Here is a 25,434-nt window from a genome sequence, read left to right on the forward strand (position 1 = left end):
CCAGGTCGCGCACTGCGGGGCGGCGCCGCCCCGCGACTCCATCCTAGCCATCGGCTGGCAGGCTTGCACGGCCGGCCGGGCCAGGGCGAGCCAAAGGCGGCGCCCGGGATCAGCCGGTGCGGGCGAGAGATGTGGCGCCGCGCCGCGTTGGCGAGGGCTGCTCCAGCCGCTCGAGCTGTGCCCGCGCCTCCGGCCCCATCAGCCCGCGCATGACGCGGCGGAAGCCCTCGACCGCGATCGGCCCGGCCTCACGATAGGCCCGCATGACCCATTCGCGCTGCCGCTCGAACAACCGCCGCTCCAGCGCCTCGCCCTTCGGGGTGAGCGAGAGCAGGCGCTGCCGGCGGTCGTTGCGGCCGGTCGCCTGGACGACATAGTCCTCCTCCATCAGCGGGGTCAGCACGCGGGCGAGCGACTGCTTGGTGATGCCGAGGATGCCGAGCAGGTCGCCGACGGTGATCCCCGGCCGGCGGCCGACGAAGTGCAGCACCCGGTGATGCGCCCGGCCCATGCCGAGCTCGGCCAGGATCTCGTCCGCCCCGGCGGTGAAGTCGCGGTAGCCGAAGAAGAGCAGGTCCTGCGCCAGGCGCAGCTCCTCCTCCCGCAGGAAGAGCAGGTTGCGGCCGGCGCCGACCGGGGCACCCACCGGCTGCTCGGCCTTCGCGTCGGCTTTCTGGTCCGTTGGTTCAGGCATGGCTGACATGCTGTGCCGTCTGGCCTCCTGTTTGGTCAGCAACATTGACACATTTTTCCGATTGGGTCTAGTTTGCCCCGGCGGCAAGCAACGATATTGCGGAGAACGCAGCCATGGCGATGGTTCCTTACAGCAACCCGATCGGCTCCTCGGCCAGGGAGGCCGAGTCGCGGCCCCGGCCCACGGCGGCCCCGGCCGGCACGGCCGCTATCCGCCAGCGCTGAAAGCTTCTCCCGCGACACCTTTCAAGGCCCCATAGGGCCAGCAGCACGGCAGCCAGAAGGACCCGAACCATGGGCGATTTCCCGACCACCCGCACCAAGACACCGAAGCCGAAGCCGGCCGACGAGACGCTTTCCTTCGGCAAGGTGCTGACCGACCACATGTTCCTCATGGACTACGACGAGGGAAAGGGCTGGCACTCCCCGCGCATCGTGCCCTACGGGCCGCTCAGCCTCGACCCCGCGACCTCCGTGCTGCACTACGGCCAGGCGATCTTCGACGGGCTGAAGGCCTTCCGCGGCGACGACGGCAAGGTCCGGCTGTTCCGCCCCGACCGCCATGCGGAGCGCTTCAACCGCTCGGCCGGCATCATGTGCATGCCGGAACTGCCCGTCGACATCATCCGCCAGAGCTTCGACGCGCTGATCGGCGTCGACCATGCCTGGGTGCCGCACATGCCGGGCACCTCGCTCTATCTCCGCCCGACCATCATCGCCACCGACGTCTTCCTCGGCGTGCATCCGGCGCACAGCTACCTGTACTTCCTCATCCTCTCGCCGGTCGGCAGCTACTACTCCGAAGGCGTGAAGCCGGTGCGGATCCTGGCCTCCGACAGCCATGTCCGGGCGGTGAAGGGTGGCACGGGCGAGGCCAAGACCGCCGCCAACTACGCCGCCAGCCTGGCCGGCCAGCGCGACGCCGCGGCAGCCGGCTATACCCAGGTGCTGTATCTGGACGGCGTGCACCGCAGGTACCTGGACGAGGTCGGCACCATGAACATCATGGTCCGCATCGGCGACGAGGTGATCACCCCGCCGCTCGCCGGCACCATCCTCGACGGCGTCACCCGCAACAGCGCGATGACCTTGATGCAGGACTGGGGCCTCCGGATCAGCGAGCGTCCCATCACCATCGACGAGGTGATGCAGGCCGGCCGCGACGGCACGCTGCGCGAGATGTGGGGCACCGGCACCGCCGCCGTGGTCTCCCCGGTCGGCACCCTTGGCTACAAGGGCGAGGACGTGACGATCAACGGCGGCGAGACCGGCGAGCTGACCCGGAAGCTCTACGACAGCATCGTCGGCATCCAGTACGGCCGCACCAACGACGCGCATGGCTGGACCAGCGTCGTGGAGCCGGTCTGATAGGGGCCGGGGCGGCGCCATGCAGGGCACCGCCTGGTTCGCCTCGGCCGCCGGCTTCGCCCTGGCGATGTCGGCGACGCCCGGGCCGAACAACGCGCTGGTCGCCGCGACTGCGGCGAATTTCGGCCTGCGGCGCAGCCTGCCGCAGGTGCTCGGCGTCTCGGTCGGCTTTCCCGTCATGCTGATGCTGGTGGCGCTGGGCGCGGCGGAGCTGCTGCGCGGTGCGCCCGGGCTGATGGCGGCGCTGCGCTGGGTCGGCGCCGCCTGGATGGTCTGGCTGGCCTGGGGCATCGCCACCGCCGCGCCACCCGCGCCGGGTGCCGCGCCGGGCAGGCCGATGACGGCGATGCAGGCGGCGCTGTTCCAGTGGGTGAACCCCAAGGCCTGGATCATCGCCGCCGGCGCCATCGCCACCTATACCGGCGGCGAGGGCGGGTTGCTGGGCGAGGCCGTCGCGCTCGCCGCGCTCTTCGCCATTGCCGCCTGCGGCAGCCTGCTGGGCTGGGCGGCGCTCGGCGCAGGCACCGCCCGGCTGCTGCGCGACCCGGCGGCGCTGCGCTGGTTCAACCGGGTCATGGCGGGGCTGCTGGTGGCCTCCCTGGTGCCGGTGCTGCTGGGATAGCCTAGCGCTTCGGCTCCCCCGCCGGGTCCAGCCCCATGCTGCGGATGGTCGGCCATGCCGCCGGCGCGGTCAGGAAGGCGACGAAGGCCTTCGCCACCTCCGGCTGCTCGGCGCCGACCGGGATGCCGGCGGAGAAGGAGGTCACCAGCTGGATCGCCTCCGGCAGCGGGCCGACCAGCGTGGCGCCGGGGATGCCGAGGATCTCGCTGATCTGCTGGAAGCCGACCGCCGCCTCCCCGGCGGCGACCACCTCGGCCACCCGCCTGGTGCTCGGCACCTTGAAGGCCTTCCCCGCCATCTGATCGGTGATGCCGAGCCCCTGGAAGAAGCGCGACGAGATGTAGACGCCGCTGGCGCTGTCGGAATAGGCGACCGAGGGCGCCGCCAGCAGCATCGCCTTGACCGCCGCCGGGGTCGAGACGTCGGGCTGCGGCGCGCCGGCCTTCACCACGACGCCGATGCGGGAGAAGACCAGGTCGGTGCGGCTGCCCTTCTGCAGCCTGCCTTCCTCGATCAGCTTGTCGATCGCCTCGCCGGCGATGATGACCATGTCGGCGGCCTCGCCCCGCGCCAGGCGGTTCGGCACCGCGGTCGGCACGGCGCCCATCGAGGCGCCGTAGATCTTGGTGACCTTGTGGCCGGTCGCCTTTTCGAATTCCGGCGCCAGCGCGTCGAGCGCGCTGTGGAAGCCGCCCGAGCTCATCACCTTGATCTCAGCGGCGAAGGCGGTGCAGGCGAGCAGCGGCAGGGCGGCGATGGCGCCCAGCAGGGCGCGGCGGATGGGCAGCATGGCTTGGGTTCCTTCCCCGGGGGGTCTCGGTTGCCGCCATTCGGCCCCCATGGCGCGCCAGGGGCAAGCCCCGGCCGTTGCCGCGCCGCGGGCCGGCGGCGCAAGCTGCGGCCAGGGAAAACGGCGAGGGAGAAGGTCCATGCGGCACATCATGCTGGCGGCGGCGCTGGCCTGCGGCCTGGCGGGCGCGGCGGCGGCGCAGGAGCGCTTTCCGGAACTCAAGCTGGACCAGATGACGCCGGAGCAGCGCAAGGTGGCCGAGGCGATCATGGCCGGCCCGCGCGGCCGGATGTCCGGCCCCTTCAATGCCTGGCTGCGCAGCCCGGAGATCGCGGACGCGTTGCAGAATGTCGGTGCCAAGGTCCGCTACAAGAGCTCGATACCGCCGGCGCTGAACGAGTTCGCCATCCTGATCACGGCGCGCGAATGGACTTCGCAATACGAGTGGTACGCGCATCATCCGCTGGCGATGAAGGCCGGGTTGCCGCCACAGGTCGCCGCCGAGCTGGCGCAGGGCCGCAAGCCCGAAGGGATGGATGCCGACACCGCCCTGGTCTGGCAATTCTGCACCGAGCTGCACCGCAACCACGTGGTCTCCGACGCCACCTATGCCGCGGCGAGGCAGCGCTTCGGCGAGCAGGGCGTGGTCGATCTGATCGCGGTCAGCGGCTACTACGTGACGGTGTCGATGACGCTGAACGTGGCGCAGGTCGGCCTTCCGCCGGGGGTGGCGCCGCCGTTGCCGGAGTTGAAGAAGTAGGAAGGCCGGGGAGAAAGTATTCTTCCTAGACCCCTCATCTATTTCTGTGAGTCGGCAGCCGCCGCGCAGCAATACCCGGTTCACACAAAGGAAGGGTGGGGTTCGGGGAGGAAATGCTTTTCCTTCCCCGACTTTGCCGTCTTATTGCCCAGCGTCAGCCGAAGGCCCGGAACGCCAGCCAAAGCCCCACCAGCCCGAGCGCCGCCTGGATCACCGTGCGGAACCGCGCATCCGGCATGGCGCGCCGCACCCGCGTGCCGACCGCCATGCCGAGGAAGGCCGGCGCCACCCCGACCAGCGAGGCGAGGCCGAGATCCGGCGGCAGCAGCCCGGCCCCGGCCATGCCGATCCCGAGCGCCAGTGTTGCCAGCAAGGCACCGACGCCGAAGCCCTGGACGAAATGCTGCGGCGGCAGCTTCAGCGCGGCCAGATACGGCGCGGCCGGCATCAGGAAGCTGCCGGTCATGCCGGTCAGCAGCCCGGCCGTTCCGCCGATCAGGGGCGACAGCCAGCGTTCCTGCTCCCGGCTCGGCGTCGGCATCGGCCGGCCGGCAAGCGCCAGCGCGGCGGAGGCGATCAGCAACAGCCCGAGCAGGCCCGAGAGCAGCACCGCATCCGACCGCGCCAGGATGCCGGCGCCGGCCAGCGTCCCGAGCACGGCGGCGGCCAGGAAGGGCCAGAGCCGCCGCAGCGCCGGGACCAGCGCCGGCCCGACCAGCGACTGCCAGACATTGGTCGCCAGGGTCGGCACCAGCATCAGCGCCATGGCCTCAGGCAGCGGGCGGGTGAGCGCGAGCAGGCCGAGGGTCACCGTCGGCAGGCCGAAGCCGGCCACGCCCTTGACGAAGCCGGCCACCGTGAAGGCGCCGAGGACGAGGGCCGTTTCGGCCAGGTCGAAGGAGATCATGCGGCCGGCAGGCTAGCCCCGCCGCCGGCCGCACGATACGCCCCGGCCCGAAGCGTCAGGCGAGCGCGATCGCCCGGCCCGGGCCGCCGGTGCCGCCGGCGATCTTCGGCGCGCCGGCGACGATCGTCGCCCCGGTGGCCGGCAGTTGGCCGAGATTGGCGGCGCATTCGAGACCCCATTTCCCCGCCCCCAGCCAAGCGACATGGAAGGCGAAGTCGGGCGAGCTGCCATGGTCGAGCGAGAGCGTGTCCACCGCCACGCCCGCCGCGCCGCGGCCGAGCAGCAGCGGCGCCACATCGGGCCGGAAGCCGGGGAAGCGGAGCTTGCCCCCGGCATCGGCGTTGCGGAAGCGGGGCGTGCCCACATGCGCGTCCCAGCCTGCATTCAGCGCGAGGCAGGCGCCCTGCGGGATGCGGCCATGCGACGCCTCATGCGCCGCGATGTCCTCGGGCGTCACCTGGTAGTCCGGCTCGGCCGCGGCCTTGGCGCGGACATCCAGCACCACCAGCGGGCAGACCAGCTGCGCGACGGGAATGGCATCGACCGGGGCACCGCCCGCGCTGAAATGCAGCGGCGCGTCGAAATGCGTCCCGACATGCTCGACATAGGATAGCCGATGCATGTTGTAGCCGTCCTTGGCCAGGACGTTGACCTGCTCCATCTCGATCGCCGGGCTGCCGCCGAAAGTCGGGAAGGAGGGCGAGAGCGCATGCGTCAGGTCGACCACGCGTGATATGCCGGCGGTCCGCACCGGCTGGGCCATGGCCGGAGCGGCGGCCGCCGCGGCGACCGCTGCCAGGACTCCCCGGCGGCCGAGCTTCGCCGCCACTGTCCGCATGATGCAGGCATCGCACATGGCCTTCCCCTCCCCGATCTGCGCGGGGAGGCTAGACCATGCGGCGGCCCTAGTTCTACGCCGCAGGCTTCGCCAGCACGGCCTCGATCGCCTGGACCAGTTCGCGCGAGTCCGGTCCGGTCTGAGTGGCGAAGCCGCGCACCGTGCGGCCGTCCCGCGCCACCAGGTACTTGTGGAAGTTCCAGCGCGGCGGACCGCCGCCGCGCTCCGCCAGGAAGGCAAAGACCGGCGCCGCCTGCGCGCCGCGGACGTGGGAAACCGTCGTCATCGGGAATTCGACGTTGTAGTTGGTCTCGCAGAAATCCTTGATCTTCTTGTTGTCGAAGGATTCCTGGTTGAAGTCCTGCGAGGGCACGCCGAGCACCACCAGGCCGCGCGGGCCGTAGGTCTCGTGCAGCCTCTGCAGCCCGGCATATTGCGGCGTATAGCCGCAGAAGCTGGCGGTGTTCACCACCAGCACCGCCTTGCCGCGATAGTCCGAGAGCGCGAGCGGCCCGCCCTCGATCGCCTCCATGCGGAAGTCATACAGGCTGGCCGAGGCCGCGCTCGCGCCGCCCGCCATCAGCGCGCCCCCGAAGAGGACCGCCGCACGTCTGGTCAGCTCAACCATACCGCTCCTCCGCCCAGGGGTCGCCGTTGTTGTGGTAGCCGCGGACCTCCCAGAAGCCGGGCCGGTCGTCCCGCAGCAACTCGATCCGGGTGACCCATTTCGGGCTCTTCCAGAAATAGAGGCGCGGCAGCACCACGCGCACCGGGCCACCATGCTGGCGGGTGAGCGGCGCGCCTTCCCAGGAATGCGCCAGCAGGACCTCGTCCGCCACGAACTCGGACAGCGGCACGTTGGTGGTGTAGCCGTCATAGGAAGTGAAGGAGACGAAGCGCGCCTCCTCCTTCGGCCGCGCCATGGCGATCAGGTCCTTCGCCCGAACGCCCTGCCAGTGGTTGTTGTAGCGCGACCACTGGGTGACGCAGTGGATGTCGTTGACCAATTCGGTCTGCGGCAGGGCCATGAATTCCGGCAGGGTCAGGCGGACCGGGGCCTGGACCAGCCCCTCGACCCGCAGACGCCACTTGTCCGGCGAGACATCGGGCTGCACGCCGAGGTCGAGCACCGGCCAGTCCTTCACGAGTGTCTGGCCAGGGGGAAGGCGGTCGCGGCTGGGATCGAGCTGCGTCCCGGTCAGCAGGCGGCCGTCGCGGGCCCAGGCCTGCTTGGTCTCGACCAGCTTGTCCCGGATCCTGCCGGTCACGGGGACGGTCTCGTCTTCCTCTGCCATCGCGCTCTCCTGCATCTCCTTACGTGCCGATCACGGCGGCGGATGCAAGGGGGAGGCTCGAGCGGACCTACCCCCGGTTCCGCATCAGCCGCGCCTTGTCGCGCGCCCAGTCGCGCTCGGCAATGGCATTGCGCTTGTCGTGCTTCTTGCGGCCCTCGGAGACGCCGAGCACCACCTTGGCGATGCCCTTGTCGTTGAAATGGATCTGCAGCGGCACGATGGTGGCGCCGTCCCGGGCGATGGCGCCGATCAGCTCGTTCACCTGCTTCTTGTGCAGCAGCAGCTTGCGCGGCCTGCCCGGCTCGAACTTCGCCACCGTGCTGCCGGCCTGCCATTCCGGGATGGTGCAGCCGAACAGGTAAAGCGCGCCGTCACGCTCGCCCGCCCAGGCCTCGGACAGGGTGGCGCGGCCGGCGCGGAGCGACTTCACCTCCGGCCCCACCAGCACCAGGCCGGCCTCCATCGTCTCGCCGATGGTGTAGTCGTAGCGCGCCCGGCGGTTCTGCGAGGCGATGCCGTGCGAGATCAGGGTCTTCTTCTTGGGCTCGGCCATGAGGTCAGTTCAGGAGTCCGACGGAGATCATCGCCTCGCGCACCCGCGCCTTGGTCGCGGCGGCGACCGGGGCCATCGGCAGGCGGCAATGGTCGGCGGTCTTGCCAAGCAGGCTGGCGGCGTACTTCACCGGGCCGGGCGAGGTTTCGCAGAACATCGCGTCGTGCAGCGGCACCAACCGGTCCTGGATCGCCATCGCCTCGCCGATCCGCCCGGCGCGCCAGGCTTGGTGCATCTCGGCGCAAAGGCGCGGCGCGACGTTCGCGGTCACGCTGATGCAGCCATGTCCGCCAGACGCGCTGAAGGACACCGCCAGATGGTCCTCGCCCGACAACTGGATGAAGTCCGCGCCGCAGGCGCGCTTGGTGTGCAGCGGCCGGGCCAGGTTGCCGGTCGAGTCCTTCACGCCGACGATGTTCCGGTGCTTCGCCAGCCGCGCCATGGTCTCGACCGACATGTCGATCACGCTGCGCCCGGGGATGTTGTAGATAAAGAGCGGCAGGTCCGCCGCATCGGCGATGGCGGTGTAGTGCAGGAACAGGCCTTCCTGGGTCGGCTTGTTGTAGTAGGGCGTCACCACAAGCGTCGCGTCCGCACCGGCCTTCTTGGCATGCCGGGCAAAGTCGATCGCCTCGGCGGTACTGTTGCTGCCGGCGCCGGCGATGACGGGCACGCGGCCGCGTGCGGTCTCGACGCAGATCTCGACGACCCGCTTGTGCTCGTCGTGGCTCAGCGTCGGGCTCTCGCCGGTGGTGCCGACCGGGATCAGGCCTTCCGTCCCCTCGGCGATCTGCCACTCGACGAATTCAGAGAAGGCCTTCTCGTCCAGGGACCCGTCGGCACGCATCGGCGTGATCAACGCGACCATCGATCCCTTGAACATCTGGCTTTCCTCCGGAAGGGCCGGCTCTGCCCATCGTGGCCGGGCGCACGTGTCCCGGCATGGCAGGCGTAGCCGGGGCGGAGAACCTAGTCATCGGGGGTTCCAGGGGCAAGGGCGGCGGCGACCCGGACGCGCGGATCGGTCACACACCGGCACCGTTTTTGCCCTAATAAGCACCCATGCGCCGCCGCTCCCTGCTCGCCCTGCCCCTGCTCGTCCCTGCCACGGCCGTCGCCCAGCCGGCCGCCCTGGCGGGCGCCGAGGCCGCACGCCTCGCCGGCCGCCAGGCCATGGCCCTGGCTCAGGCCCAGCGCTGGGCGGAGGCCGAGGCGGCGGCGCAGTCCGCCGACCCGCTGATCCGCAAATACGTCACCTGGCTGCGCCTGCAGCAGCGTGGCCAGGCCGCCGGCGCGGCGGAGCTGATCGGCTTCGCCCTCGGCAACCCCGATTGGCCCGGCCAGGACATGCTCGGCCGCCGGGTCGAGGAAGCCTTGGCCTTCGACCCCGACGACGACCTGGCCACCCAGTGGTTCGCCGCCCGGGCGCCGCGCAGCCTGGACGGCTACCAGCGCCTGGCGGATACCCTCGCCCGGGCCGGCCGAGCCGCCGAGGCGACCAGGGTCCTCCGCACCGGCTGGGCCGAGGCGCCGCCCGATCCGGTAGCCGAGGCCGCCTACCTCACCCGCAACGCCGCCAGCCTGACCCCGGCCGAGCACGAACGCCGCTTCGACCGCTTGGCCCTGGCCCGCGACACCGCCGCGGCGGCGCGGGCGATGCCCTACCTGGACCCGGCCCGGCAGGGCAATGCCGCCGCGCGCCTCGCCTATGCCGCCGACCGGCCGGATGCCGACGCCCCCGGGATCGCCGCCGCGGCGCCGGCCGATGCCGGGCTGACGCTCGAGCGCGCCCGCTGGCTGCGCCGGCGCGAGCAGGACCAGGAGGCCGCCGGGGCCTTTGCCGCCGGTGCGCGGCTGATCCCCTTCCCCGCTCCGGATTCCGCCCGCGCCGCCTGGGCGGAGCGGCAGGTCCTCGCCCGTAAGCTGCTCCGCCTCGGCGACCCTCGCGCCGCCTACGGCGTCGCCGCCGGCCATGGGATTACGGCGCCCGGGGAAGCGCGGCAGGACGCCGAATTCCTCGCCGGCTTCATCGCGCTCCGCTTCCTGCGCGATGCCCCTGCCGCCGAGCGCCACTTCGCCCGGCTCGGCGAGAACAGCCGCAGCGTCATCACCCGCGCGCGCAGCCTCTACTGGCAGGGTCGCGCGGCGGAGGCGCAGGGCGCCGGCGGCCGGGCTCGGGAGCGCTACAGGGCCGCGGCCGACTTTCCCCTCGCCTTCTATGGCCAGCTCGCCGCGGTGACGCTGGGCGAGGACGGCGCGGCCCTCTCCGCCCGCATCGCCCGCGCCCCGGCGCCGCAGCCCTCCGCCGCCCAGGCCGAGGCCTTCGCGGCGCGCGAGCCGGCCCAGCTGGTGCTGGCCATGGCCGACCTTGGCGAGAGCCGCCGCGCCCGCCCCTTCCTGCTGCGGCTGGAGGAGCTCTCCGCCGACCCGGCGGAGAAGGTGCTGGCCGCCCGGCTGGCCCAGCGCATAGGCCGGCCCGACCATGCCGTCTGGGTCGTCCGCCGCGCCGGTGCCGGCGGATTGATGGCGCTCGCCGAGGGCTGGCCCGCCCCCTATCCTGCCCCGGCCGAGGGGCCGGAGCCGGCCCTGGTCTTCGGCATCACCCGGCAGGAAAGCAATTTCGACCCCGAGGCGGTCTCCTCCGCCAATGCCCGCGGGCTCATGCAGCTGCTGCCCACGACCGCGACCGGTGTGGCCAAGCGGCTCGGGCTGCGGCATCAGGTGGGGATGCTGACCACCGACCCGCCGCACAACATGCGCCTCGGCGCCGCCTATCTGGACCAGCTGCTGGTCCGCTTCGGCGGTACCCTCCCCTTCGCCATCGCCGGCTACAATGCCGGGCCGGGCCGGGTGGACGAATGGCTCGGCACCTATGGCGACCCGCGCGCCGGCGGCGTCGCCATGCTCGACTGGATGGAGCAGATCCCCTTCGGCGAGACCCGCAACTACGTCCAGCGGGTCATCGAGAACATGGCGATCTACCGCGCGCTCGACGCGCGGTCCGTGGGGCTGGAACACCCGATGACGCAGTGGCTGCGGGCGCCGGCCTGATGGAACCCCGCCGCCGCGTGGTCAGCGCCCGGGACGGGCTGCGCCTGGCCGCGCTGGACTGGGCGGGGCCGGCGCATGCCACGCCGCTGCTCTGCCTCTCCGGCATCTCCCGCTCCGGGCTCGACTTCGTCCATGTCGCCGAGCATTTCGCCGGGACGCGACGCATCGTGGCGCTGGACTATGCCGGGCATGGCGAGAGCGGGCGTGCCGCCTCCCCCGGCCGCTATGCGCCGCAGCTCGCGGTGGGCGACGTGCTGGACGCGATGGCGGCGCTCGGCCTGCACCGCGTTGCGCTGCTCGGCACCAGCTTCGGCGGCATCCTCGGCATGGCGCTCGGCACCATGCGGCCCGGCGTGCTGGCCGGGCTGGCGCTGAACGACACCGGCCCGGTGCTGCAGCAGGGCGGGCTCGATGCCATCGGCGAGATCATCGGCCGCGACACGGGCTTCGGCTCGCTGGAGGAGGCCGTGGCCTTCCTCAAGGCCCGGCTGCCGCCGCTCGGCATCACCGAGGCCGGCTGGCCCGAGGTGGCGGACCGCACCTACAAGCGCGGCGAGGATGGGCGATGGCACCCGCGCTGGGACATCCGCATTGTCGATATCCTGCCGAAGGACGGCGGTGCCGCGCCCGACCTCTGGCCCTTCTTCCGCGCCATTCCGCCGGTCCCGAGCCTGCTGGTCTGGGGGCAGGAGAGCTCGGTGCTCTCGGCCCGGACGGTCCAGGCGATGCGCGCGGCGCGGCCGGAGCTGGCGCTCTGCTCGCTGCCCGGCATCGGCCATGCGCCCGGCCTCGGCGAGCCCGCGGCGCTGGCGGCGATCGGCCGCTGGCTGGCCCGGATGCCGTGAGTCCCGGCCAGGACCTGGCCTATGCGGTCGCCACGCTCGGCGGCATCGGCCGGTTGCGGCCGGCGCCTGGCAGCTGGGGCTCGGCGGCGGTGCTGCCGGCGGTGCTGCTGGGCCCGCTGGCCTGCCTCGGCCTGGCGCTGCTGCTGACCGCGGCCGGTCTTTGGGCGACGTGGCGGCTGCTGGGCGACGACACCACCGCCGACCCGTCCTGGGTGGTGGTGGACGAGGGCGCCGGGCAATTGCTGGCCCTCGCCGCCTTGCCCGCGGGCGCCGGAGGCTTTGGCTTGCTGCTGGCCTTCCTGCTGTTCCGCATCTTCGACATCACCAAGCCCGGCCCGGTCGGCTGGGCCGACCGGCAGCACGGCGCGCGCGGCGTGATGCTGGACGACATCATCGCCGGCGCCCTGGCCGCGGCGCTGGTCCTGCTCGCCCGCGCCACCCTGCCGGAAGGACTGCTCTGATGCTGCCGCAAGCCACATTGGACGAGGCGCGCGACCTGCTGGCGCTGCTGCAATCGCGCGGGATGACCCTGGCCACCGCCGAGAGCTGCACCGGCGGGCTGATCGCCGCGGCGCTCACCGCCATCGCCGGCAGCTCGGCCGTCGTCACGCATGGCTTCGTCACCTATTCGAACGAGGCGAAGCGCGACCTGCTCGGCATCCCCTGGGGGATGATCGAGGGGTATGGCGCGGTCAGCGATGCGGTGGCGCGGCGGATGGCGGAAGGCGCGCTGGCCCGCAGCGGTGCCGGTGTCGCTGTGAGCTGCACCGGGATCGCCGGGCCGGGCGGCGCGATGCCGGGCAAGCCGGTGGGGCTGGTGCACATGGCCGTGGCCGTACCGGGCGAGACGCGGGCGCTGCGCCGGGTCTTCCCCGGCGACCGCACCGCCGTGCGTGCGGCCACGGTCGCCGAGGTCTTCGCGCTGGTGCGCGGGCTGCTCACTCCGCGCTGAGACCGCGCGCCGTGATCAGGCCGCGCCAGGCCGCGATCTCCTCGACGACCAGGGCGCGGGTCGCGGTCGGGGCGCTGGGGTCGACCTCGCCATCGGTCAGCTCCTCGAGCTTCGTCCGCACCGCGGGCTGGGCCAGGCTGCGCAGCAGCGCGGCATGGACCGCGGCGATGACCGGCGCGGGCGTCGCGGCCGGGGCGGCGAGGCCGGCCCATGTATAGCTGCGGAAGTCGGGAAAGCCGGATGCGGCCACGGTCGGGATCGCCGGGAAGCGGCCGCTGCGCCGGTCGGCGGTCACCCCCAGGCCGCGCAGCTTCGGGTCCTGCAGCAGGCCCATGGCGCCGACCGAGGTGCTGACCATGAGCGGCAGCTCGCCGCCCAGCACGGCGGTGATCCCGGCGACATCGCTGCGATAGGGTACCTGGCCCATCTCGATCCCCGCGGCGGCGCTGAACAGCTCCCCGGTCAGGTGGTGCGACGATCCCGGGCCGAGCGTGCCGTATTGCACCGCGCCCGGCCTCGCCTTCGCCGCGGCGACCAGGGCGCGGAGGTCGCGGTAGGGTCCATCGGCGCGCGCCACCAGCACGAAGGCGTAGCGCAGCGCGACGCTGATCCAGGCGAAGCTGTCCACCGGGTCGAAGCCCGTGGCCTTGCCGAAGGCGGCCGCGACGCCGTGGCTGCCGGTCAGCAGGCCGAGGGTATGGCCATCGGCCGGCGCACGGGCCAGGGCGGCGGAGGCGATGTTGCCGCCGGCGCCGGGACGCGGCTCGACCACCACCGGCCGGCCGAGCGCCTCGGCCAGCGGCGGCGCCAGGATCCGGCAGATGGTGTCCGCCGCGCCGCCGGCGCCGAAGCCGTGCAGCAGGGTGATGCTGCGGTCCGGCGCCCATCCCTGCCCCATCCCTTGGGCCCGCGCGACGGCGGGCGCGGCCAGCGCCGTGAGCAGCAGCCGGCGCGCCAGCGCCATGTCAGGTCAGCGCCTGGTAGACCAGCTGCCGCATGGCATAGCGGTACTGGATGCGGTCGGAAGGCCCCTGCAGCATCAGCACCGCGTAGAGCTCCTCCTTCGGGTCGATCCAGAAATAGGTGCCATAGGCGCCGCCCCAGAAGTAGTCGCCGACATTGCCCGGCACCGGGCTGCGGCCCTGCGCCGTGCGCACCGCGAAGCCGAGCCCGAAGCCGTAGCCGGTGACCGGCGCCGGGGCGAGGCCGCCGAAACGCACCAGCAGGCCGGGGCCGTATTGGGTACCCTCAGGCAGGTGGTTGGCGGACATGAGCTGGATGGTGCTGCGTGAGGCCAGCTGTGCCTCACCCAGCCGGCCGCCGTTCAGCAGCATCTGGCAGAAGCGGGCATAGTCCATGGCGGTCGAGACCATGCCGCCGCCGCCGGAGAACATGCGCGGCTTCTCCAGCGCATCGGGGATCGCCTGCCGGGCATTGGTGACCGGGTCGACCTGGGCGCGGGCAACGCGGTTCGCGGCCTCGGGCGGCGCCCAGAAGCCGGTATCCGCCAGGCCGAGCGGGGCGGAGATGCGGGCGCGGATGAAGGCGTCGAGGTCCTGGCCAGCGACCACCTCGACGATGCGGCCGACCACATCGGTGGCGTGGCTGTATTCCCAGGTGGTGCCGGGCTGGAACATCAGCGGCTGGGCGGCGAGCCGGGCGGTGAACTCGGCCGAGGTCAGGCTGCGGTCGGCGACCTTGGCGGCGACATAGGCCGACTGCACGGGATGCGGCGCCGGGCCGGGGCCGGGCAGCGCGCCATAGGTCAGGCCGGCGGTGTGCCGCAGCAGGTCCTGCAGGGTCGCCTCTCGCTCGACCGGCGCACCCTCGAGCCCGACCTTCTGGCCCTTGAACTCCGGCAGGTAGCGGCTGACGGGATGCCAGAGCATCACCTTGCCTTCCTCGGCCAGCATCATCAGCGCCAGCGAGGCGAAGGGCTTGGTCATCGAGGCGATGCGGAAGATCGCGTCGGCCGGCATCGGCGCGCGGGCTTCGCGGTCGCGGAAGCCGACCGGCTCATGCAGGGCCAGCTTGCCGCCGCGGCCGATGGCGACGACGGCGCCGGGGATGCGGCCGGCATCGACCTCCGACTGCAACCAAGCCGTGACGCGGCCGAGCCGGTCGCGCGATAGGCCGGCATCCTCCGGCCGGGTGGCGCGGGCGAGCGGGCCGGAATCGGTTGCAGCAGCGGCGGGGCGGATGAGCGAGGCGGTGGCGAGCCCCGCGGCCGCGGCGAAAGCGGCACGGCGTTCGAGCATGAGCGGCGTCGTCCCTGGACGTGGTTGTTGGCACGAAGCTTCATGCCCGCCCCCCTGGGGGTCAAGCATCGCCGAGGCGGAAGGCATCGGTGATGCGGCGCACCGTGCCGTCGGCGGCGACCAGCAGCACGTCGAAGCGCATGCCGGCGGTGCCGTGGCCGGGATTCTCCGCCAGCCAACATTCGGCGGCGGCGACGAGGCGGGCGCGCTGGCGCGGGCCGAGCGCATGGGCAGCCTCGGTCAGGCTCGGCCGCGCCTTCACCTCGACGAAGGCGAGCAGTCCCTCGCGCTCGGCGACGAGGTCGAGCTCGCCCGCCGGGGTGCGCGCGCGGCGGGCCAGCACGGTCCAGCCGTACGCGGCGAGGGCCGCTGCGGCGGCATCCTCCGCGCCGCGGCCAGTACGATCGGCGCGGACACCGCGTTGCTGCCGCGCGACATCCATTGGTGTCGTCATGGAGCCGGAGTGTGCCGCGCCACGACTGCCGATTTCGAGAAAAAGGTGAGAGGGGGCTTCGGGGAAGAGCATTCCTCTGCCCGCCGGGTGGTCACGCCGCGAGCGCCTCGCGGATGAGCCCAACGGCTTCCTCGATCATCGGCGCGGTGACGTCGAGATGCGTGCAGGCCCGCACCCGCCCGCCGAGCCCGCTGACCGCGACGCCCTGCATGATGAGCCTCTGCTGCAGCGTCGCCACGTCGATGCCGGCGCCCTTGACGTCGAAGAAGACCAGGTTGGTGTCGGGTTCCTCCACCACCACGCCGGGAATCTGCGCCAGGCCGCGGGCCAGCGCCTTGGCATTGGCATGGTCCTCGGCCAGCCGGTCGACATGGTGGTCGAGCGCGTGGAGGCAGCCGGCGGCCGAGAGCCCGGCCTGGCGCATCGAGCCGCCCAGCCGCTGCTTCCAGCGCCAGGCGGCGCCGATGAACTCGCTGCTTCCGCACAGCACCGCGCCGAGCGGCGCGCCGAGGCCCTTGGTGAAATCCAACCAGACGCTGTCGTAGCCGGCGACCATGTCCTTCGGCGCGATGCCGGCAGCGACGCAGGCATTCATCAGCCGGGCGCCGTCCATATGCGTCGCCCAGCCCTGCTCGTGCGCGATCCCGGCGACCGCGTTGAGCTGCGCCAGCGGCCAGACCGCGCCGCCGCCGATATTGGCGGTCTGCTCCACCTCCAGCAGGCGCTGCGGCGGGGTGTAGCGGGTGCGCGGGCGGATCGCGGCGCGGAGGTCGTCTGCGGAGAACATCCCGCGCGGGCCTTTCAGCCCCATGATCTGCGCGCCGGTCAGCGCGGCATGGGTGCCGCCCTCCGAGGTCAGGATATGCGCCGTCTCGTGCGCCACCACCTCGTCGCCCTTCTGGCAATGGGTGAGGATGGCGACGACGTTGCACATGGTGCCGGAGGGCAGGAACATCGCCGCCTCCTTGCCCATCAGCGCGGCCATGCGGTCGCAGAGGGCGTGGACGGTCGGGTCATCGCCATGCTGCTCGTCGCCGACCTCGGCGCGCATCATGGCCTCCTTCATCGCCGGGGTCGGGCGGGTCTGGGTGTCGGAGTAGAGGTTGATGCGGGTGCGCGGCGCGCCGGCGGGCGGGCGGGGCGGGGCATGGACCATGGCGGGCTTTCCTGAGATCGGCGCCAAGCTGCGACGGAAGGCGGCGCCGGGCAACCCGGCCGCCGCGTTCAGCGCGGCACCTCGAAATGCCGCGCCCAGGCGGCGGCCAGGCGAGGCCGGGTGGCGACGGCGCGTGCCAGGGCCTGGATGCGCGGGAGGTGATCGGGCATCCAGTCCTCGTTGCCCATCCAGCGGGACAGCACCGCCAGGGTGAGGTCGGCGAGCGAGAGCCGGTCGCCCAGCACGAAGGGGCCAGGCGCGGCGCCGGCCTCGATCAGCCGCCAGATCTCGCGCGACATCTCCACCGCCCGGTCACGGATCGAGGCAGGCTCGGCCCCGAAGCGATCGGGGTAGTCGTAGCGCGTGACGCAGGGATAGAGCTCGCTCGCGGCCAGCATCATCCAGCGCAGGGACTTGGCACGGTCGGGATCGTCACCCGGCGGCAGCAGCCCGGCCTCGGGGTGCCGGGCTTCCAGGGTCAGCAGGATCGCGGTGCTCTCGGTCACCACCGTGCCGTCGGGCAGGATCAGGGTCGGCAATCGGGCCATTGGGTTGATGCGGCGGTATTCCGCCGCCAGTTGGGCGTCCCCATCGATGGATACCGGGCGCAGCTCGACCTCGGCGCCGATCTCGGCCAAGGCCAGCTCGATCATCGCGGAACCGGAGCGCCGGTCCCCATAAAGGATGTATCCCATGCGGCGAGCCTGGAACGGCGGGGGCTCCGCGGGCAAACGCAAAGCCGTGATGGGCCGATCAGCGCGGCTGATGGCCGGCGGAGTCAGACCGAGGCGCCGCGCCGCCGGTTGCCCAGCCGCGCGATGACCCCGACCAGTGCCTCGATGGCTGCGCCGGCAAGAACCAGGCCGATGATCCCGCCGGCCACCACCGCCAAGTCGTACCAGGGATCTGGCAGGCCGGCGGCGGCCTGTCCCAGCCGACGGAACAGTCCCACAAGGTCGACCTGCGGCAGTGGCTGCGCGGTGGCGCCGGGACCGCCAAGATGGTCTGTGATGAAGCCGAGCACCGCCTGCAGCCAGCCCTGCTGCGTGGCGGAGCCGAGGAGGAGGATGAGGAAAAGCAGCCGGACACGCGAGCGCATGCCGGTCAATCTCGACCGCAAGCGGTAAAGGAAGGGTTCAGGCCTGGGGGGCCGGTGCCGCTCCGGGTGGGGCCGCCGGGCGGCCGTAGAGCTGCATGGCCCGCCGCTCGAAGGACCGGACCATCAGCCGCACGGCCTCGTTGAAGACGGTGCCGATGACGGCCTGCAGCAGGCGCGACTTGAACTCGAAGTCGACGAAGAACTCGACCTCGGTGCCATGCGCATGCGGGTGGAAGCGCCAGTGGTTGTTCAGGTAGCGGAAGGGACCGGTCAGGTATCGCACATGCACGTGGTGCGGCCGCTCCAGGGTGACCGAGCTGCGGAAGGTTTCCCGGAACATCTTGAAGCCGATGGTCAGGTCGGCGATCAGCTCGTCTTCCTTGCGGGATATCACCCGGGCGCCGACGCACCAGGGCAGGAATTCGGGGTAGCGGCGTACGTCGGCCACCATGTCGAAGAGCTGCTCCGGCGTGTAGCGGAGGACCTTCCTCTCGGCATGCGTCGGCATCAGGCGGCGGCAAGCCTGGCGGCACGCGCATCCCGCAGGGCGGCGAAGTCGCGGTCGGCGTGATAGCTGCTGCGGGTCAGCGGCGTCGCCGAGACCAGCAGGAACCCCTTGCCGCGGGCCATGCGGGCATAATCCTCGAACTCCTCGGGGGTGACGAAGCGGTCCACCGCGGCATGCTTCACCGTCGGCTGCAGGTACTGGCCGATGGTCAGAAAATCGACCTCGGCCGAGCGCAGGTCGTCCATGACCTGCAGCACCTCGATGCGCGCCTCACCGAGGCCAACCATGACACCGGACTTAGTGAAGATCGTGGGGTCGAGCTGCTTCACCCGGTCCAGCAATCGTAGCGAGTGATAGTAGCGGGCGCCGGGACGGATGGTCGGATAGAGTTTAGGGACAGTCTCCAGGTTGTGGTTGAAGACGTCCGGGCGCGCGGCGACCACCACCTCCAGCGCTCCGTCCTTGCGGAGGAAGTCGGGGGTCAGGACCTCGATCGTGGTGCCCCGCGCCGCGGCGCGAATCGCGCGGATGGTTTCGGCGAAGTGCTCCGCCCCGCCATCGGCCAAATCGTCGCGGTCGACGCTCGTGACGACGACATGCCGCAGCCCGAGCTTCGCCACCGCATCGGCGACCCGGCGCGGCTCGTCGGCATCGAGGGCCTTCGGCAGGCCGGTCGCCACGTTGCAGAAGCTGCAGGCGCGGGTGCAGGTCTCGCCCATGATCATCATGGTGGCGTGGCGCTGCGACCAGCATTCCCCGATATTCGGGCAGGCGGCTTCCTCGCAGACCGTGGTCAGCTTGTTGTCCCGCATGAGGGTGCGGGTTTCGTGGTAGATCGGGCTGTTCGGCGCCTTGACCCGGATCCAGGCGGGTTTCCGCTGGATCGGGTTGTCGGGGCGATGGGCCTTCTCCGGGTGGCGGAGGATCCTCTCCTCCGCCGCCAGGTTGGCCCGGTGGTCGATATCGATGCGGGTGGACATTCCAGATCAGCCCGGTGCGTTCGGCCCTAGATGTGGATCACCCGGCCGTAGGCATCAAGCACCGCCTCATGCATGGCTTCAGAGACGGTCGGATGCGGGAAGACCGTCTCCATCAGTTCCGTCTCGGTCGTCTCCATGGTCTTGGCAATGGTGTAGCCCTGGATCATCTCCGTCACCTCGGGCCCGGCCATGTGGGCGCCCAGCAATTCGCCGGTCTTGGCGTCGAAGACGGTCTTGATCATGCCCTCGGGCTCGCCCATGGCGATCGCCTTGCCATTGCCGATGAAGGGGAAGCGGCCGACCTTGACCTCATGGCCCGCCGCTTTCGCCGCAGCTTCCGTCAGGCCGACGCTGGCGACCTGCGGGCGGCAATAGGTGCAGCCGGGGATGTTCTTCGTGTCCATGGGGTGGACATGCATGCCCGCGATCGCCTCGACGCAGAGCACGCCCTCATGGCTTGCCTTGTGCGCCAGCCAGGGCGGGCCGGTGAGGTCACCGATGGCATAGACCCCGGGCTCCCCGGTGCGGCAGAGCTCGTCGACCAGCACATGGGTGCGGTCGACCTTCACGCCGGTGCCCTCGATCCCGATGCCCTCGACATTGCCGACGATGCCGACGGCCGAGATGACGCGGTCGGCGGTGATCTCCTGCACCTTGCCGTTCGCCTCGATCACCGCGGTGACCTCGTTGGCGCCGCGGCGCAGGCCCTGGATCTTGGCGCCGGTCAGGATCTTCATGCCCTGCTTGGCGAAGGCCTTCTGCACGAAAGTGCCGATCTCCGCATCTTCGACCGGCAGGATGCGGTCGAGCACCTCGACCAGCGTCACCTCGGCCCCGAGGTTGAGATAGAAGCTGGCGAATTCGGCACCGATGGCGCCGGAGCCGATGACGATCAGCCGCTTAGGCATGCTGTCCGGCACCATCGCCTCGCGGTAGGTCCAGATCAGCTTGCCGTCCGGCTCGATCCCCGGCAGGACGCGGGCGCGGGCGCCGGTGGCCAGGATGATGTGCTTGGCGGCGAGCTCGGCCACCGGCTTGCCGTCCTTGGTGACGGCCATCTTCCCCTTGCCGGCCAGCTTGCCTTCCCCGTCGAAGACCGTGACCTTGTTCTTCTTCATGAGAAAGCGGACGCCGTCCGAGAGCTGCTTGGCGACGGCACGGCTGCGCTTGACGATCTTGCCGATGTCGAACTTGATGTTGTCGGCGCTGAAGCCATAGGCGTCCAGCGTGTGCAGCAGGTGGTTGATCTCGCTCGAGCGCAGCAGCGCCTTGGTCGGAATGCAGCCCCAATTGAGGCAGATCCCGCCCAGGTGCTCGCGTTCCACCACCGCGGTCTTCATGCCGAGCTGGGCGGCACGGATGGCGGCGACATAGCCGCCGGGGCCACCGCCGAGGACGATGAGGTCGAAGGTTTGCTCGGCCATATTACGTCTCCTGCCCGGCGAGGGCGGCAAGCGCCGCGCCGCTGAGGCGTTGCAGGGTCCAGCCCTCCCGCGGGAGGGCACCGATGGAGCGGTAGAAGGCGATGGAGGGGGCGTTCCAGTCGAGCACGGACCACTCCATCCGGCTGCACTCCTCGGCCAGGGCGCGTCGCGCCAGCTCGGCGAAGATCGCCCGGCCGATGCCCCGGCCGCGTGCCGCGGGCTTCACGAAGACATCCTCGACATAGAGCTTCGGCCGGCCATCGAAGGTGCTGACGCTGTGGTACCATAGGGCGAAGCCGACCGGCGCGCCCTGCCATTCCGCGATCAGCGCCGCGCCCCGGCGGGGCTCCCCGAAAAGCAGGCGGCGGAAGTCCTCCTCCGTTGCCCGCACCTCGTGCAGCAGCTTCTCGTACTCCGCCAGCGCGCGGACGAAATGCAGGACCAGCCCGGCATCGTCCGGCGTCGCATCGCGGAGACGCAGCTCGCGCGACCGCGATGCGCCCTCGCCGACGCTCGGACGACCGGGCGCGGGCATCACAGCATCAGGCTCAGCGGGTCCTCGATCACGCCCTTCAGCGCCTGCATGAACTCGGCCGCCAGCGCGCCGTCGATGACGCGGTGGTCGACCGAGAGGGTGCAGGTCATCACCGTGGCGATGGCGAGTTCGCCGTTCTTCACCACTGGCCGCTTCTCGCCGGCTGCGACCGCCAGGATGCCGGCCTGGGGCGGGTTGATGATCGCCGAGAAGGACTGCACCCCATACATCCCCATGTTGGAGATGCTGAAGCCGCCACCCTGGAATTCCTCCGGCTTCAGCTTGTTGGCCTTGGCGCGGGACGCCAGGTCCTTCATCTCGTTGCTGATCGTCGACAGGCCCTTCTGGTCAGCCTTGCGGATGATGGGCGTGATCAGGCCAGTGGGCGTCGAGACGGCGACCGAGACATCGACGTCGTGGAACTGCAGGATCGCGTCATCCGTCCACATGGCATTGACGTTGGGGAAGCGCCGCAGCGTCGCCGCCACTGCCTTGATGACCAGGTCGTTGACCGAGAGCTTGAAGGCGCCCGGTCCCTCCTTCGCGGATTTCGCGTTGAGGTCCGCGCGCAGCTTCAGCAGCGCGTCGATCTCGAAATCCATCGTCACGTAGAAATGCGGGATGGTCTGCTTCGATTCCGCCAGCCGCCGCGCGATCACCTTGCGGATGGTGCTGTTCGGCACCGGGGTATGCGGTGCGGTCACCGCCGGGGCTGGTGCCGTCGGCCTGGGCGCCGGGGCAGCAGCGGGGGCCGCAGCCTGCGGGGCTGCCGCCGGCGTCGGCGCTGCTGCCGGACCCTTGGCCAGCGCCGCCTCGATATCCGCCTTGACGATCCGCCCGGCCGGGCCGCTGCCCTTCACGCCGGACAGGTCGAGCCCCGATTGCTGCGCCATGCGGCGCGCGAGCGGCGAGGCAAAGACGCGGTCGCCCGCATCATGCCCGTTGGCCTTCGGCGCCGGGGCGGGTGCCGCGCCGGTCGCGGACGGCGTCGGCATGGAGATCGGCTGTTCCGCCGCGCCGGCGACCTTCCCGCCGGCGGCCTGGACCGCTTCCATCGCCGGGCCGGCGCTGGCCGACTGCGCCGGCTCCGGCGCCTTCGCGCCCTGCGGCACGGGTGTCTGGGCCGCCTGCGGCGCGGGTGCCTTGGTCCCATCGCCCGAAGGCACCGCCTCGCCGGCCTCGACCAGCACGGCAATCGGGTCGTTGACCTTCACGCCCTGGGTGCCGTCGCCGACCAGGATCTTGCCGAGCACGCCCTCGTCGACGGCTTCCACTTCCATGGTCGCCTTGTCGGTCTCGATCTCGGCGATGATGTCGCCGGCCTTGACCTCGTCGCCTTCCTTCTTCAGCCAGCGCGCCAGCGTGCCCTCGGTCATGGTGGGCGACAGGGCGGGCATCAGGATGTTGGTTGCCATGGGTCCCGCCCCCTTACTTGTAGGTCACGCGCTTCACCGCATCGACGATCTCTGCGGTGGTCGGCAGGGCCAGCTTCTCGAGGTTCGCCGCATAGGGCATCGGTACGTCCTTGCCGCAGACGCGCACCGGCGGGGCGTCCAGCCAGTCGAAGGCCGCCTCGATCACCTGCATCGCCACCTCGGTGCCGATATTGGCATAGGGCCAGCCCTCCTCGACCGTCACCAGCCGGTTGGTGCGCTTGACGGAGGCCGCGATGGTCTCGCTGTCCAGCGGGCGGATGGAACGCAGGTTGATCACCTCCGCCTCGATCCCCTGTTTGGCGAGTTCGTCCGCCGCCGCCAGCGCCCAGGTCACTGCGATGGAATAGGCGACGATCGTCACGTCGCGGCCGGCGCGCTCGGTCTTGGCCTTGCCGATCGGGACGATGAAATCCTCGGCCGTCGGGCAGTCGAAGGTATGGCCGTAGAGGATCTCATTCTCCAGCACGATGACCGGGTTCGGGTCCCGGATCGCTGCCCGCAGCAGGCCCTTCGCATCGGCCGAGGACCAGGGCGCCACCACCTTCAGCCCCGGCACATGCGCGTACCACGACGCGTAGCACTGGCTGTGCTGCGCCGCGACGCGCGCCGCCGCGCCGTTTGCGCCGCGGAAGACGATGGGGCAGCCGAGCTGGCCGCCGCTCATGTACAGCGTCTTGGCGGCGCTGTTGATGATCTGGTCGATCGCCTGCATCGAGAAGTTGAAGGTCATGTACTCGACGATCGGCTTGAGGCCCGTCATCGCCGCGCCGACTGCCATGCCGGTGAAGCCGTGCTCGGTGATCGGGGTGTCGATGACGCGCCGCGGGCCGAACTCGTCCAGCAGGCCCTGGCTGATCTTGTAGGCGCCCTGGTACTGGGCGACCTCCTCGCCCATGAGGAACACCTTGTCGTCGGCCCGCATCTCGACTGCCATGGCATCGCGCAAGGCCTCGCGCACCGTCATCGGCTTGGTCGGGCCCCAGTCCTTCTCGGGCGCCGCCGCGGCCTCGCCCATCTTGGCCGCGCCTTCCTTGCGATCCGTCCCGCGCTGGGCGACCGTGCCGTAATCCTCGGCCTGCTTCGCCACCTCGCCGACCGCGGGGCTGGCCGCCGCCGGCGGCGCCGGATGCTGCGGCATGGCGGTGTCGGCGCCTGGCGCCGCGCCCTTGGAGGCCGCGCCGCCGCCGCCGTCGAGCTCGGCGATCGGCGAGTTGACCGAGACGCCCTCGGTGCCCTCGGCCACCAGGATCTTCGTCAGGGTCCCTTCATCCACGGCTTCCACTTCCATGGTCGCCTTGTCGGTCTCGATCTCGGCGATCACGTCGCCGGACTTCACCGCGTCGCCTTCCTGCTTCAGCCACTTGGCCAGCTTGCCCTCGGTCATCGTGGGCGACAGCGCCGGCATCAGGATCTGCACGCCCATCTCAGCGGGCCTCCTCGATGAGGATGTCGGTCCAGAGCTCTTTCTCGTCCGGCTCCGGGCTGGACTGCGCGAAATCGGCCGCTTCCTGGACGATCGCCTTCACCTCATCGTCGATCTTCTTGAGGTCGGCCTCGGTCGCGCCTTGCTCCAGCAGCATCTTGCGCGCCGTCTCGATCGGGTCGGACTGCTCACGCATCTTCTGCACCTCCTCCCGCGTGCGGTACTTCGCCGGGTCGGACATGGAGTGGCCGCGGTAGCGGTATGTCTTCATTTCCAGCAGGTAGGGGCCGTTTCCGGCGCGGCAGTGGGCAACGGCGCGCTCGCCGGCTTCCTTCACCGCCATCACCGACATGCCGTCCACCTGCTCGCCCGGGATGCCCCAGGGGGCGCCGTTCTTCGACAGGTCACGGGATGCGCTGGCGCGCTCCACGCTGGTGCCCATGCCGTACTTGTTGTTCTCGATGATGAAGATCACCGGCAGCTTCATCAGCGCCGCCAGGTTGAAGCTCTCATAGACCTGGCCCTGGTTGGAGGCGCCCTCGCCGAAATAGGTAAGCGAGACGTTGCGGCTTTCCCGGTACCAGTTCGAGAAGGCGAGGCCGGCGCCGAGAGAAACCTGGGCGCCGACGATGCCGTGGCCGCCATAGAAGCCCTTCTCGCGGCTGAACATGTGCATGGAGCCGCCCTTGCCGCGCGAATAGCCGCCGGCACGCCCGGTCAGCTCGGCCATGACGCCCCGCGCCTCCATGCCCGTGGCCAGCATGTGCCCGTGGTCGCGGTAGGAGGTGATGACCTGGTCACCCGGCTCGAGGCAGGCCTGCATGCCGACGACGACCGCTTCCTGGCCGATATAAAGGTGGCAGAAGCCGCCAATCAGGCCCATGCCGTAGAGCTGGCCTGCCTTTTCCTCGAAGCGGCGGATCTGCAGCATGTCGCGATAGGCCTGGAGGAGCTGGTCCCGCGTCATTGGGGCCTCCTTCGCCGTCCGCGTGCGGCGCTTGGCGCCCGCGGTTTCCGCTGCCTGGGCCATGCTGACGGCTCCCCTCTCGTCTCCGGTCAGCGTGATCTACGCAACCCGGCGCTCCGGGACAAGCGACAGCGAAGCGAAAAAAAGCTCGATGCTGCAACGCAATACGACGATTAACTCGATACAAGTTAACGGCTGCGTCTGGTATTACACCACCGCCTGGGAACCGTTGCGGGGAACCCTGCAGCGGCGCAAGGACCGCGAAGATTATCGCCCCTCATGCGCAGCTTCCCGCCCGTTCGAAAGGTACTGGCCCTCTCGCGATACTGCCAAGCTACAGGGAAGATGCCGCTGCCCGCGCCGGTCCGCTGGTTGCTTGCACCACTCTATGCCCTGATGTTCGCCGGCGGGGCGAAGTCCTTTGATCCCCAATCCGCTGCTCGGCGACCCGGCGCTGAACCGGCGCGGGCTGCACCGGGCCCGCAAGCGCCTGGCACGCGAGATGGTCCCGCCCATTGTG

At 70.9% G+C, this 25,434-nt stretch carries 28 protein-coding genes; 7 read left to right on the forward strand and 21 right to left on the reverse strand.

Annotated features, from left to right (window positions below):
* Positions 1 to 109: 109 nt before the first annotated feature.
* Positions 110 to 694: a MarR family winged helix-turn-helix transcriptional regulator gene (locus E2C06_RS04735; protein WP_241671121.1), complete on the reverse strand. Its 585-nt coding sequence runs from the start codon at positions 692 to 694 to the stop codon at positions 110 to 112.
* Positions 695 to 987: 293 nt separating this feature from the next.
* On the opposite strand from E2C06_RS04735, the gene E2C06_RS04740 reads away from it, so the two are divergent.
* Together E2C06_RS04740 and E2C06_RS04745 are read left to right on the forward strand one after the other, a co-directional pair.
* Complete coding sequence (locus tag E2C06_RS04740) at positions 988 to 2,061, forward strand: branched-chain amino acid aminotransferase (protein WP_133287432.1); 1,074 nt, start codon at positions 988 to 990, stop codon at positions 2,059 to 2,061.
* A gap of 19 nt (positions 2,062 to 2,080) precedes the next feature.
* On the forward strand, positions 2,081 to 2,683 hold the full coding sequence (locus E2C06_RS04745) for a LysE family translocator (RefSeq protein WP_133287433.1): 603 nt from the start codon (positions 2,081 to 2,083) through the stop codon (positions 2,681 to 2,683).
* A 1-nt stretch (position 2,684) separates the two neighbouring features.
* On the opposite strand, the gene E2C06_RS04750 is transcribed toward E2C06_RS04745, so the two are convergent.
* Positions 2,685 to 3,473, reverse strand: coding sequence for a substrate-binding domain-containing protein (locus tag E2C06_RS04750; protein ID WP_165982218.1), 789 nt, complete (start codon positions 3,471 to 3,473; stop codon positions 2,685 to 2,687).
* A gap of 139 nt (positions 3,474 to 3,612) precedes the next feature.
* On the opposite strand from E2C06_RS04750, the gene E2C06_RS04755 reads away from it, so the two are divergent.
* Positions 3,613 to 4,233 carry a carboxymuconolactone decarboxylase family protein gene (locus E2C06_RS04755; protein ID WP_133287434.1) on the forward strand — a complete coding sequence of 207 codons (621 nt, stop codon included), beginning with the start codon at positions 3,613 to 3,615 and terminating at the stop codon, positions 4,231 to 4,233.
* A gap of 154 nt (positions 4,234 to 4,387) precedes the next feature.
* Here the strand turns inward: E2C06_RS04755 and E2C06_RS04760 are convergent, their stop codons facing one another.
* From E2C06_RS04760 to dapA, 6 genes are all read right to left on the reverse strand, one after another.
* Positions 4,388 to 5,140, reverse strand: a complete 753-nt coding sequence (locus tag E2C06_RS04760) for a sulfite exporter TauE/SafE family protein (protein ID WP_133287435.1) — start codon at positions 5,138 to 5,140, stop codon at positions 4,388 to 4,390.
* A gap of 55 nt (positions 5,141 to 5,195) precedes the next feature.
* Positions 5,196 to 5,996, reverse strand: a complete 801-nt coding sequence (locus E2C06_RS04765) for a cyclase family protein (RefSeq protein WP_133287436.1) — start codon at positions 5,994 to 5,996, stop codon at positions 5,196 to 5,198.
* Positions 5,997 to 6,051: 55 nt separating this feature from the next.
* A complete protein-coding gene (locus E2C06_RS04770) occupies positions 6,052 to 6,606 on the reverse strand; it encodes a glutathione peroxidase (protein WP_133287437.1) in 555 nt (184 codons plus the stop codon).
* Positions 6,599 to 7,273, reverse strand: a complete 675-nt coding sequence (locus tag E2C06_RS04775; RefSeq protein WP_133287438.1) for a sulfite oxidase-like oxidoreductase — start codon at positions 7,271 to 7,273, stop codon at positions 6,599 to 6,601. Before E2C06_RS04775 ends, E2C06_RS04770 begins: the two co-directional genes overlap by 8 nt.
* 67 nt (positions 7,274 to 7,340) lie before the next feature.
* The gene (gene smpB / locus E2C06_RS04780) at positions 7,341 to 7,826 is read right to left on the reverse strand and encodes an SsrA-binding protein SmpB (protein WP_133287439.1); all 486 of its coding nucleotides are present in this window, start codon (positions 7,824 to 7,826) and stop codon (positions 7,341 to 7,343) included.
* Between the two features lie 4 nt (positions 7,827 to 7,830).
* Positions 7,831 to 8,709: a 4-hydroxy-tetrahydrodipicolinate synthase gene (dapA, locus tag E2C06_RS04785; protein ID WP_133287440.1), complete on the reverse strand. Its 879-nt coding sequence runs from the start codon at positions 8,707 to 8,709 to the stop codon at positions 7,831 to 7,833.
* A 179-nt stretch (positions 8,710 to 8,888) separates the two neighbouring features.
* On the opposite strand from dapA, the gene E2C06_RS04790 reads away from it, so the two are divergent.
* The 4 genes from E2C06_RS04790 to E2C06_RS04805 are packed head-to-tail and all read left to right on the forward strand — an operon-like array spanning position 8,889 to position 12,674.
* Positions 8,889 to 10,877: a lytic transglycosylase domain-containing protein gene (locus E2C06_RS04790; RefSeq protein WP_133287441.1), complete on the forward strand. Its 1,989-nt coding sequence runs from the start codon at positions 8,889 to 8,891 to the stop codon at positions 10,875 to 10,877.
* Positions 10,877 to 11,722 (forward strand): alpha/beta fold hydrolase, encoded by an 846-nt coding sequence (locus E2C06_RS39150; protein WP_133287442.1) that lies wholly within the window; start codon positions 10,877 to 10,879, stop codon positions 11,720 to 11,722. Before E2C06_RS04790 ends, E2C06_RS39150 begins: the two co-directional genes overlap by 1 nt.
* Complete coding sequence (locus E2C06_RS39155) at positions 11,719 to 12,183, forward strand: phosphatidylglycerophosphatase A family protein (protein WP_241671122.1); 465 nt, start codon at positions 11,719 to 11,721, stop codon at positions 12,181 to 12,183. Before E2C06_RS39150 ends, E2C06_RS39155 begins: the two co-directional genes overlap by 4 nt.
* Positions 12,183 to 12,674, forward strand: a complete 492-nt coding sequence (locus tag E2C06_RS04805) for a CinA family protein (protein ID WP_133287443.1) — start codon at positions 12,183 to 12,185, stop codon at positions 12,672 to 12,674. The genes E2C06_RS39155 and E2C06_RS04805 overlap by 1 nt, the downstream gene beginning before the upstream one ends.
* Here E2C06_RS04805 and E2C06_RS04810 read toward each other — a convergent pair.
* The 13 genes from E2C06_RS04810 to pdhA form a co-directional block, all read right to left on the reverse strand.
* The gene (locus tag E2C06_RS04810) at positions 12,661 to 13,638 is read right to left on the reverse strand and encodes a tripartite tricarboxylate transporter substrate-binding protein (RefSeq protein WP_133287444.1); all 978 of its coding nucleotides are present in this window, start codon (positions 13,636 to 13,638) and stop codon (positions 12,661 to 12,663) included. The genes E2C06_RS04805 and E2C06_RS04810 overlap by 14 nt on opposite strands.
* A gap of 1 nt (position 13,639) precedes the next feature.
* Complete coding sequence (locus E2C06_RS04815) at positions 13,640 to 14,932, reverse strand: serine hydrolase domain-containing protein (RefSeq protein WP_133287445.1); 1,293 nt, start codon at positions 14,930 to 14,932, stop codon at positions 13,640 to 13,642.
* 61 nt (positions 14,933 to 14,993) lie between these two features.
* A complete protein-coding gene (locus E2C06_RS04820; RefSeq protein WP_241671123.1) occupies positions 14,994 to 15,386 on the reverse strand; it encodes a YraN family protein in 393 nt (130 codons plus the stop codon).
* 91 nt (positions 15,387 to 15,477) lie between these two features.
* A complete protein-coding gene (locus tag E2C06_RS04825; RefSeq protein WP_133287446.1) occupies positions 15,478 to 16,542 on the reverse strand; it encodes a threonine aldolase family protein in 1,065 nt (354 codons plus the stop codon).
* Between the two features lie 68 nt (positions 16,543 to 16,610).
* Positions 16,611 to 17,237, reverse strand: a complete 627-nt coding sequence (locus tag E2C06_RS04830; protein WP_133287447.1) for a glutathione S-transferase family protein — start codon at positions 17,235 to 17,237, stop codon at positions 16,611 to 16,613.
* A gap of 83 nt (positions 17,238 to 17,320) precedes the next feature.
* Entirely contained in the window at positions 17,321 to 17,641 is a 321-nt protein-coding gene (locus E2C06_RS04835) for a hypothetical protein (protein ID WP_133287448.1), read from the reverse strand.
* A gap of 37 nt (positions 17,642 to 17,678) precedes the next feature.
* Complete coding sequence (locus tag E2C06_RS04840; protein WP_133287449.1) at positions 17,679 to 18,149, reverse strand: type II toxin-antitoxin system RatA family toxin; 471 nt, start codon at positions 18,147 to 18,149, stop codon at positions 17,679 to 17,681.
* Positions 18,149 to 19,129 carry a lipoyl synthase gene (lipA, locus tag E2C06_RS04845; protein ID WP_133287450.1) on the reverse strand — a complete coding sequence of 327 codons (981 nt, stop codon included), beginning with the start codon at positions 19,127 to 19,129 and terminating at the stop codon, positions 18,149 to 18,151. Before lipA ends, E2C06_RS04840 begins: the two co-directional genes overlap by 1 nt.
* 26 nt (positions 19,130 to 19,155) lie before the next feature.
* Positions 19,156 to 20,553 carry a dihydrolipoyl dehydrogenase gene (lpdA, locus tag E2C06_RS04850; RefSeq protein WP_133287451.1) on the reverse strand — a complete coding sequence of 466 codons (1,398 nt, stop codon included), beginning with the start codon at positions 20,551 to 20,553 and terminating at the stop codon, positions 19,156 to 19,158.
* Between the two features lies 1 nt (position 20,554).
* Positions 20,555 to 21,088: a GNAT family N-acetyltransferase gene (locus E2C06_RS04855; RefSeq protein ID WP_133287452.1), complete on the reverse strand. Its 534-nt coding sequence runs from the start codon at positions 21,086 to 21,088 to the stop codon at positions 20,555 to 20,557.
* Entirely contained in the window at positions 21,088 to 22,503 is a 1,416-nt protein-coding gene (locus E2C06_RS04860; protein WP_133287453.1) for a pyruvate dehydrogenase complex dihydrolipoamide acetyltransferase, read from the reverse strand. Before E2C06_RS04860 ends, E2C06_RS04855 begins: the two co-directional genes overlap by 1 nt.
* A 13-nt stretch (positions 22,504 to 22,516) precedes the next feature.
* Positions 22,517 to 23,947: a pyruvate dehydrogenase complex E1 component subunit beta gene (locus tag E2C06_RS04865; protein ID WP_133287454.1), complete on the reverse strand. Its 1,431-nt coding sequence runs from the start codon at positions 23,945 to 23,947 to the stop codon at positions 22,517 to 22,519.
* Between the two features lies 1 nt (position 23,948).
* Complete coding sequence (pdhA, locus tag E2C06_RS04870; RefSeq protein ID WP_193560423.1) at positions 23,949 to 24,914, reverse strand: pyruvate dehydrogenase (acetyl-transferring) E1 component subunit alpha; 966 nt, start codon at positions 24,912 to 24,914, stop codon at positions 23,949 to 23,951.
* Positions 24,915 to 25,434: the final 520 nt, after the last annotated feature.

This window comes from Dankookia rubra (assembly GCF_004355005.1).
Lineage (GTDB): Bacteria > Pseudomonadota > Alphaproteobacteria > Acetobacterales > Acetobacteraceae > Paracraurococcus > Paracraurococcus ruber_A.

Coding starts and splice junctions, on each gene's coding strand:
- E2C06_RS04775 (WP_133287438.1), bottom strand. CDS start 7,273: ATGGCAGAGGAAGACGAGACCGTCCCCGTGACCGGCAGGATCCGGGAC.
- E2C06_RS04840 (WP_133287449.1), bottom strand. CDS start 18,149: ATGCCGACGCATGCCGAGAGGAAGGTCCTCCGCTACACGCCGGAGCAG.
- E2C06_RS04745 (WP_133287433.1), top strand. CDS start 2,081: ATGCAGGGCACCGCCTGGTTCGCCTCGGCCGCCGGCTTCGCCCTGGCG.
- E2C06_RS04735 (WP_241671121.1), bottom strand. CDS start 694: ATGCCTGAACCAACGGACCAGAAAGCCGACGCGAAGGCCGAGCAGCCG.
- E2C06_RS04760 (WP_133287435.1), bottom strand. CDS start 5,140: ATGATCTCCTTCGACCTGGCCGAAACGGCCCTCGTCCTCGGCGCCTTC.
- E2C06_RS04820 (WP_241671123.1), bottom strand. CDS start 15,386: ATGACGACACCAATGGATGTCGCGCGGCAGCAACGCGGTGTCCGCGCC.
- E2C06_RS04765 (WP_133287436.1), bottom strand. CDS start 5,996: ATGTGCGATGCCTGCATCATGCGGACAGTGGCGGCGAAGCTCGGCCGC.
- E2C06_RS04865 (WP_133287454.1), bottom strand. CDS start 23,947: ATGGGCGTGCAGATCCTGATGCCGGCGCTGTCGCCCACGATGACCGAG.
- E2C06_RS04770 (WP_133287437.1), bottom strand. CDS start 6,606: ATGGTTGAGCTGACCAGACGTGCGGCGGTCCTCTTCGGGGGCGCGCTG.
- lpdA (WP_133287451.1), bottom strand. CDS start 20,553: ATGGCCGAGCAAACCTTCGACCTCATCGTCCTCGGCGGTGGCCCCGGC.
- lipA (WP_133287450.1), bottom strand. CDS start 19,129: ATGTCCACCCGCATCGATATCGACCACCGGGCCAACCTGGCGGCGGAG.
- E2C06_RS04750 (WP_165982218.1), bottom strand. CDS start 3,473: ATGCTGCCCATCCGCCGCGCCCTGCTGGGCGCCATCGCCGCCCTGCCG.
- pdhA (WP_193560423.1), bottom strand. CDS start 24,914: ATGACGCGGGACCAGCTCCTCCAGGCCTATCGCGACATGCTGCAGATC.
- E2C06_RS04825 (WP_133287446.1), bottom strand. CDS start 16,542: ATGGTCCATGCCCCGCCCCGCCCGCCCGCCGGCGCGCCGCGCACCCGC.
- E2C06_RS39150 (WP_133287442.1), top strand. CDS start 10,877: ATGGAACCCCGCCGCCGCGTGGTCAGCGCCCGGGACGGGCTGCGCCTG.
- E2C06_RS04860 (WP_133287453.1), bottom strand. CDS start 22,503: ATGGCAACCAACATCCTGATGCCCGCCCTGTCGCCCACCATGACCGAG.
- E2C06_RS04815 (WP_133287445.1), bottom strand. CDS start 14,932: ATGCTCGAACGCCGTGCCGCTTTCGCCGCGGCCGCGGGGCTCGCCACC.
- dapA (WP_133287440.1), bottom strand. CDS start 8,709: ATGTTCAAGGGATCGATGGTCGCGTTGATCACGCCGATGCGTGCCGAC.
- E2C06_RS04805 (WP_133287443.1), top strand. CDS start 12,183: ATGCTGCCGCAAGCCACATTGGACGAGGCGCGCGACCTGCTGGCGCTG.
- E2C06_RS04855 (WP_133287452.1), bottom strand. CDS start 21,088: ATGCCCGCGCCCGGTCGTCCGAGCGTCGGCGAGGGCGCATCGCGGTCG.
- E2C06_RS04790 (WP_133287441.1), top strand. CDS start 8,889: ATGCGCCGCCGCTCCCTGCTCGCCCTGCCCCTGCTCGTCCCTGCCACG.
- E2C06_RS04755 (WP_133287434.1), top strand. CDS start 3,613: ATGCGGCACATCATGCTGGCGGCGGCGCTGGCCTGCGGCCTGGCGGGC.
- E2C06_RS04835 (WP_133287448.1), bottom strand. CDS start 17,641: ATGCGCTCGCGTGTCCGGCTGCTTTTCCTCATCCTCCTCCTCGGCTCC.
- smpB (WP_133287439.1), bottom strand. CDS start 7,826: ATGGCCGAGCCCAAGAAGAAGACCCTGATCTCGCACGGCATCGCCTCG.
- E2C06_RS04830 (WP_133287447.1), bottom strand. CDS start 17,237: ATGGGATACATCCTTTATGGGGACCGGCGCTCCGGTTCCGCGATGATC.
- E2C06_RS04740 (WP_133287432.1), top strand. CDS start 988: ATGGGCGATTTCCCGACCACCCGCACCAAGACACCGAAGCCGAAGCCG.
- E2C06_RS04810 (WP_133287444.1), bottom strand. CDS start 13,638: ATGGCGCTGGCGCGCCGGCTGCTGCTCACGGCGCTGGCCGCGCCCGCC.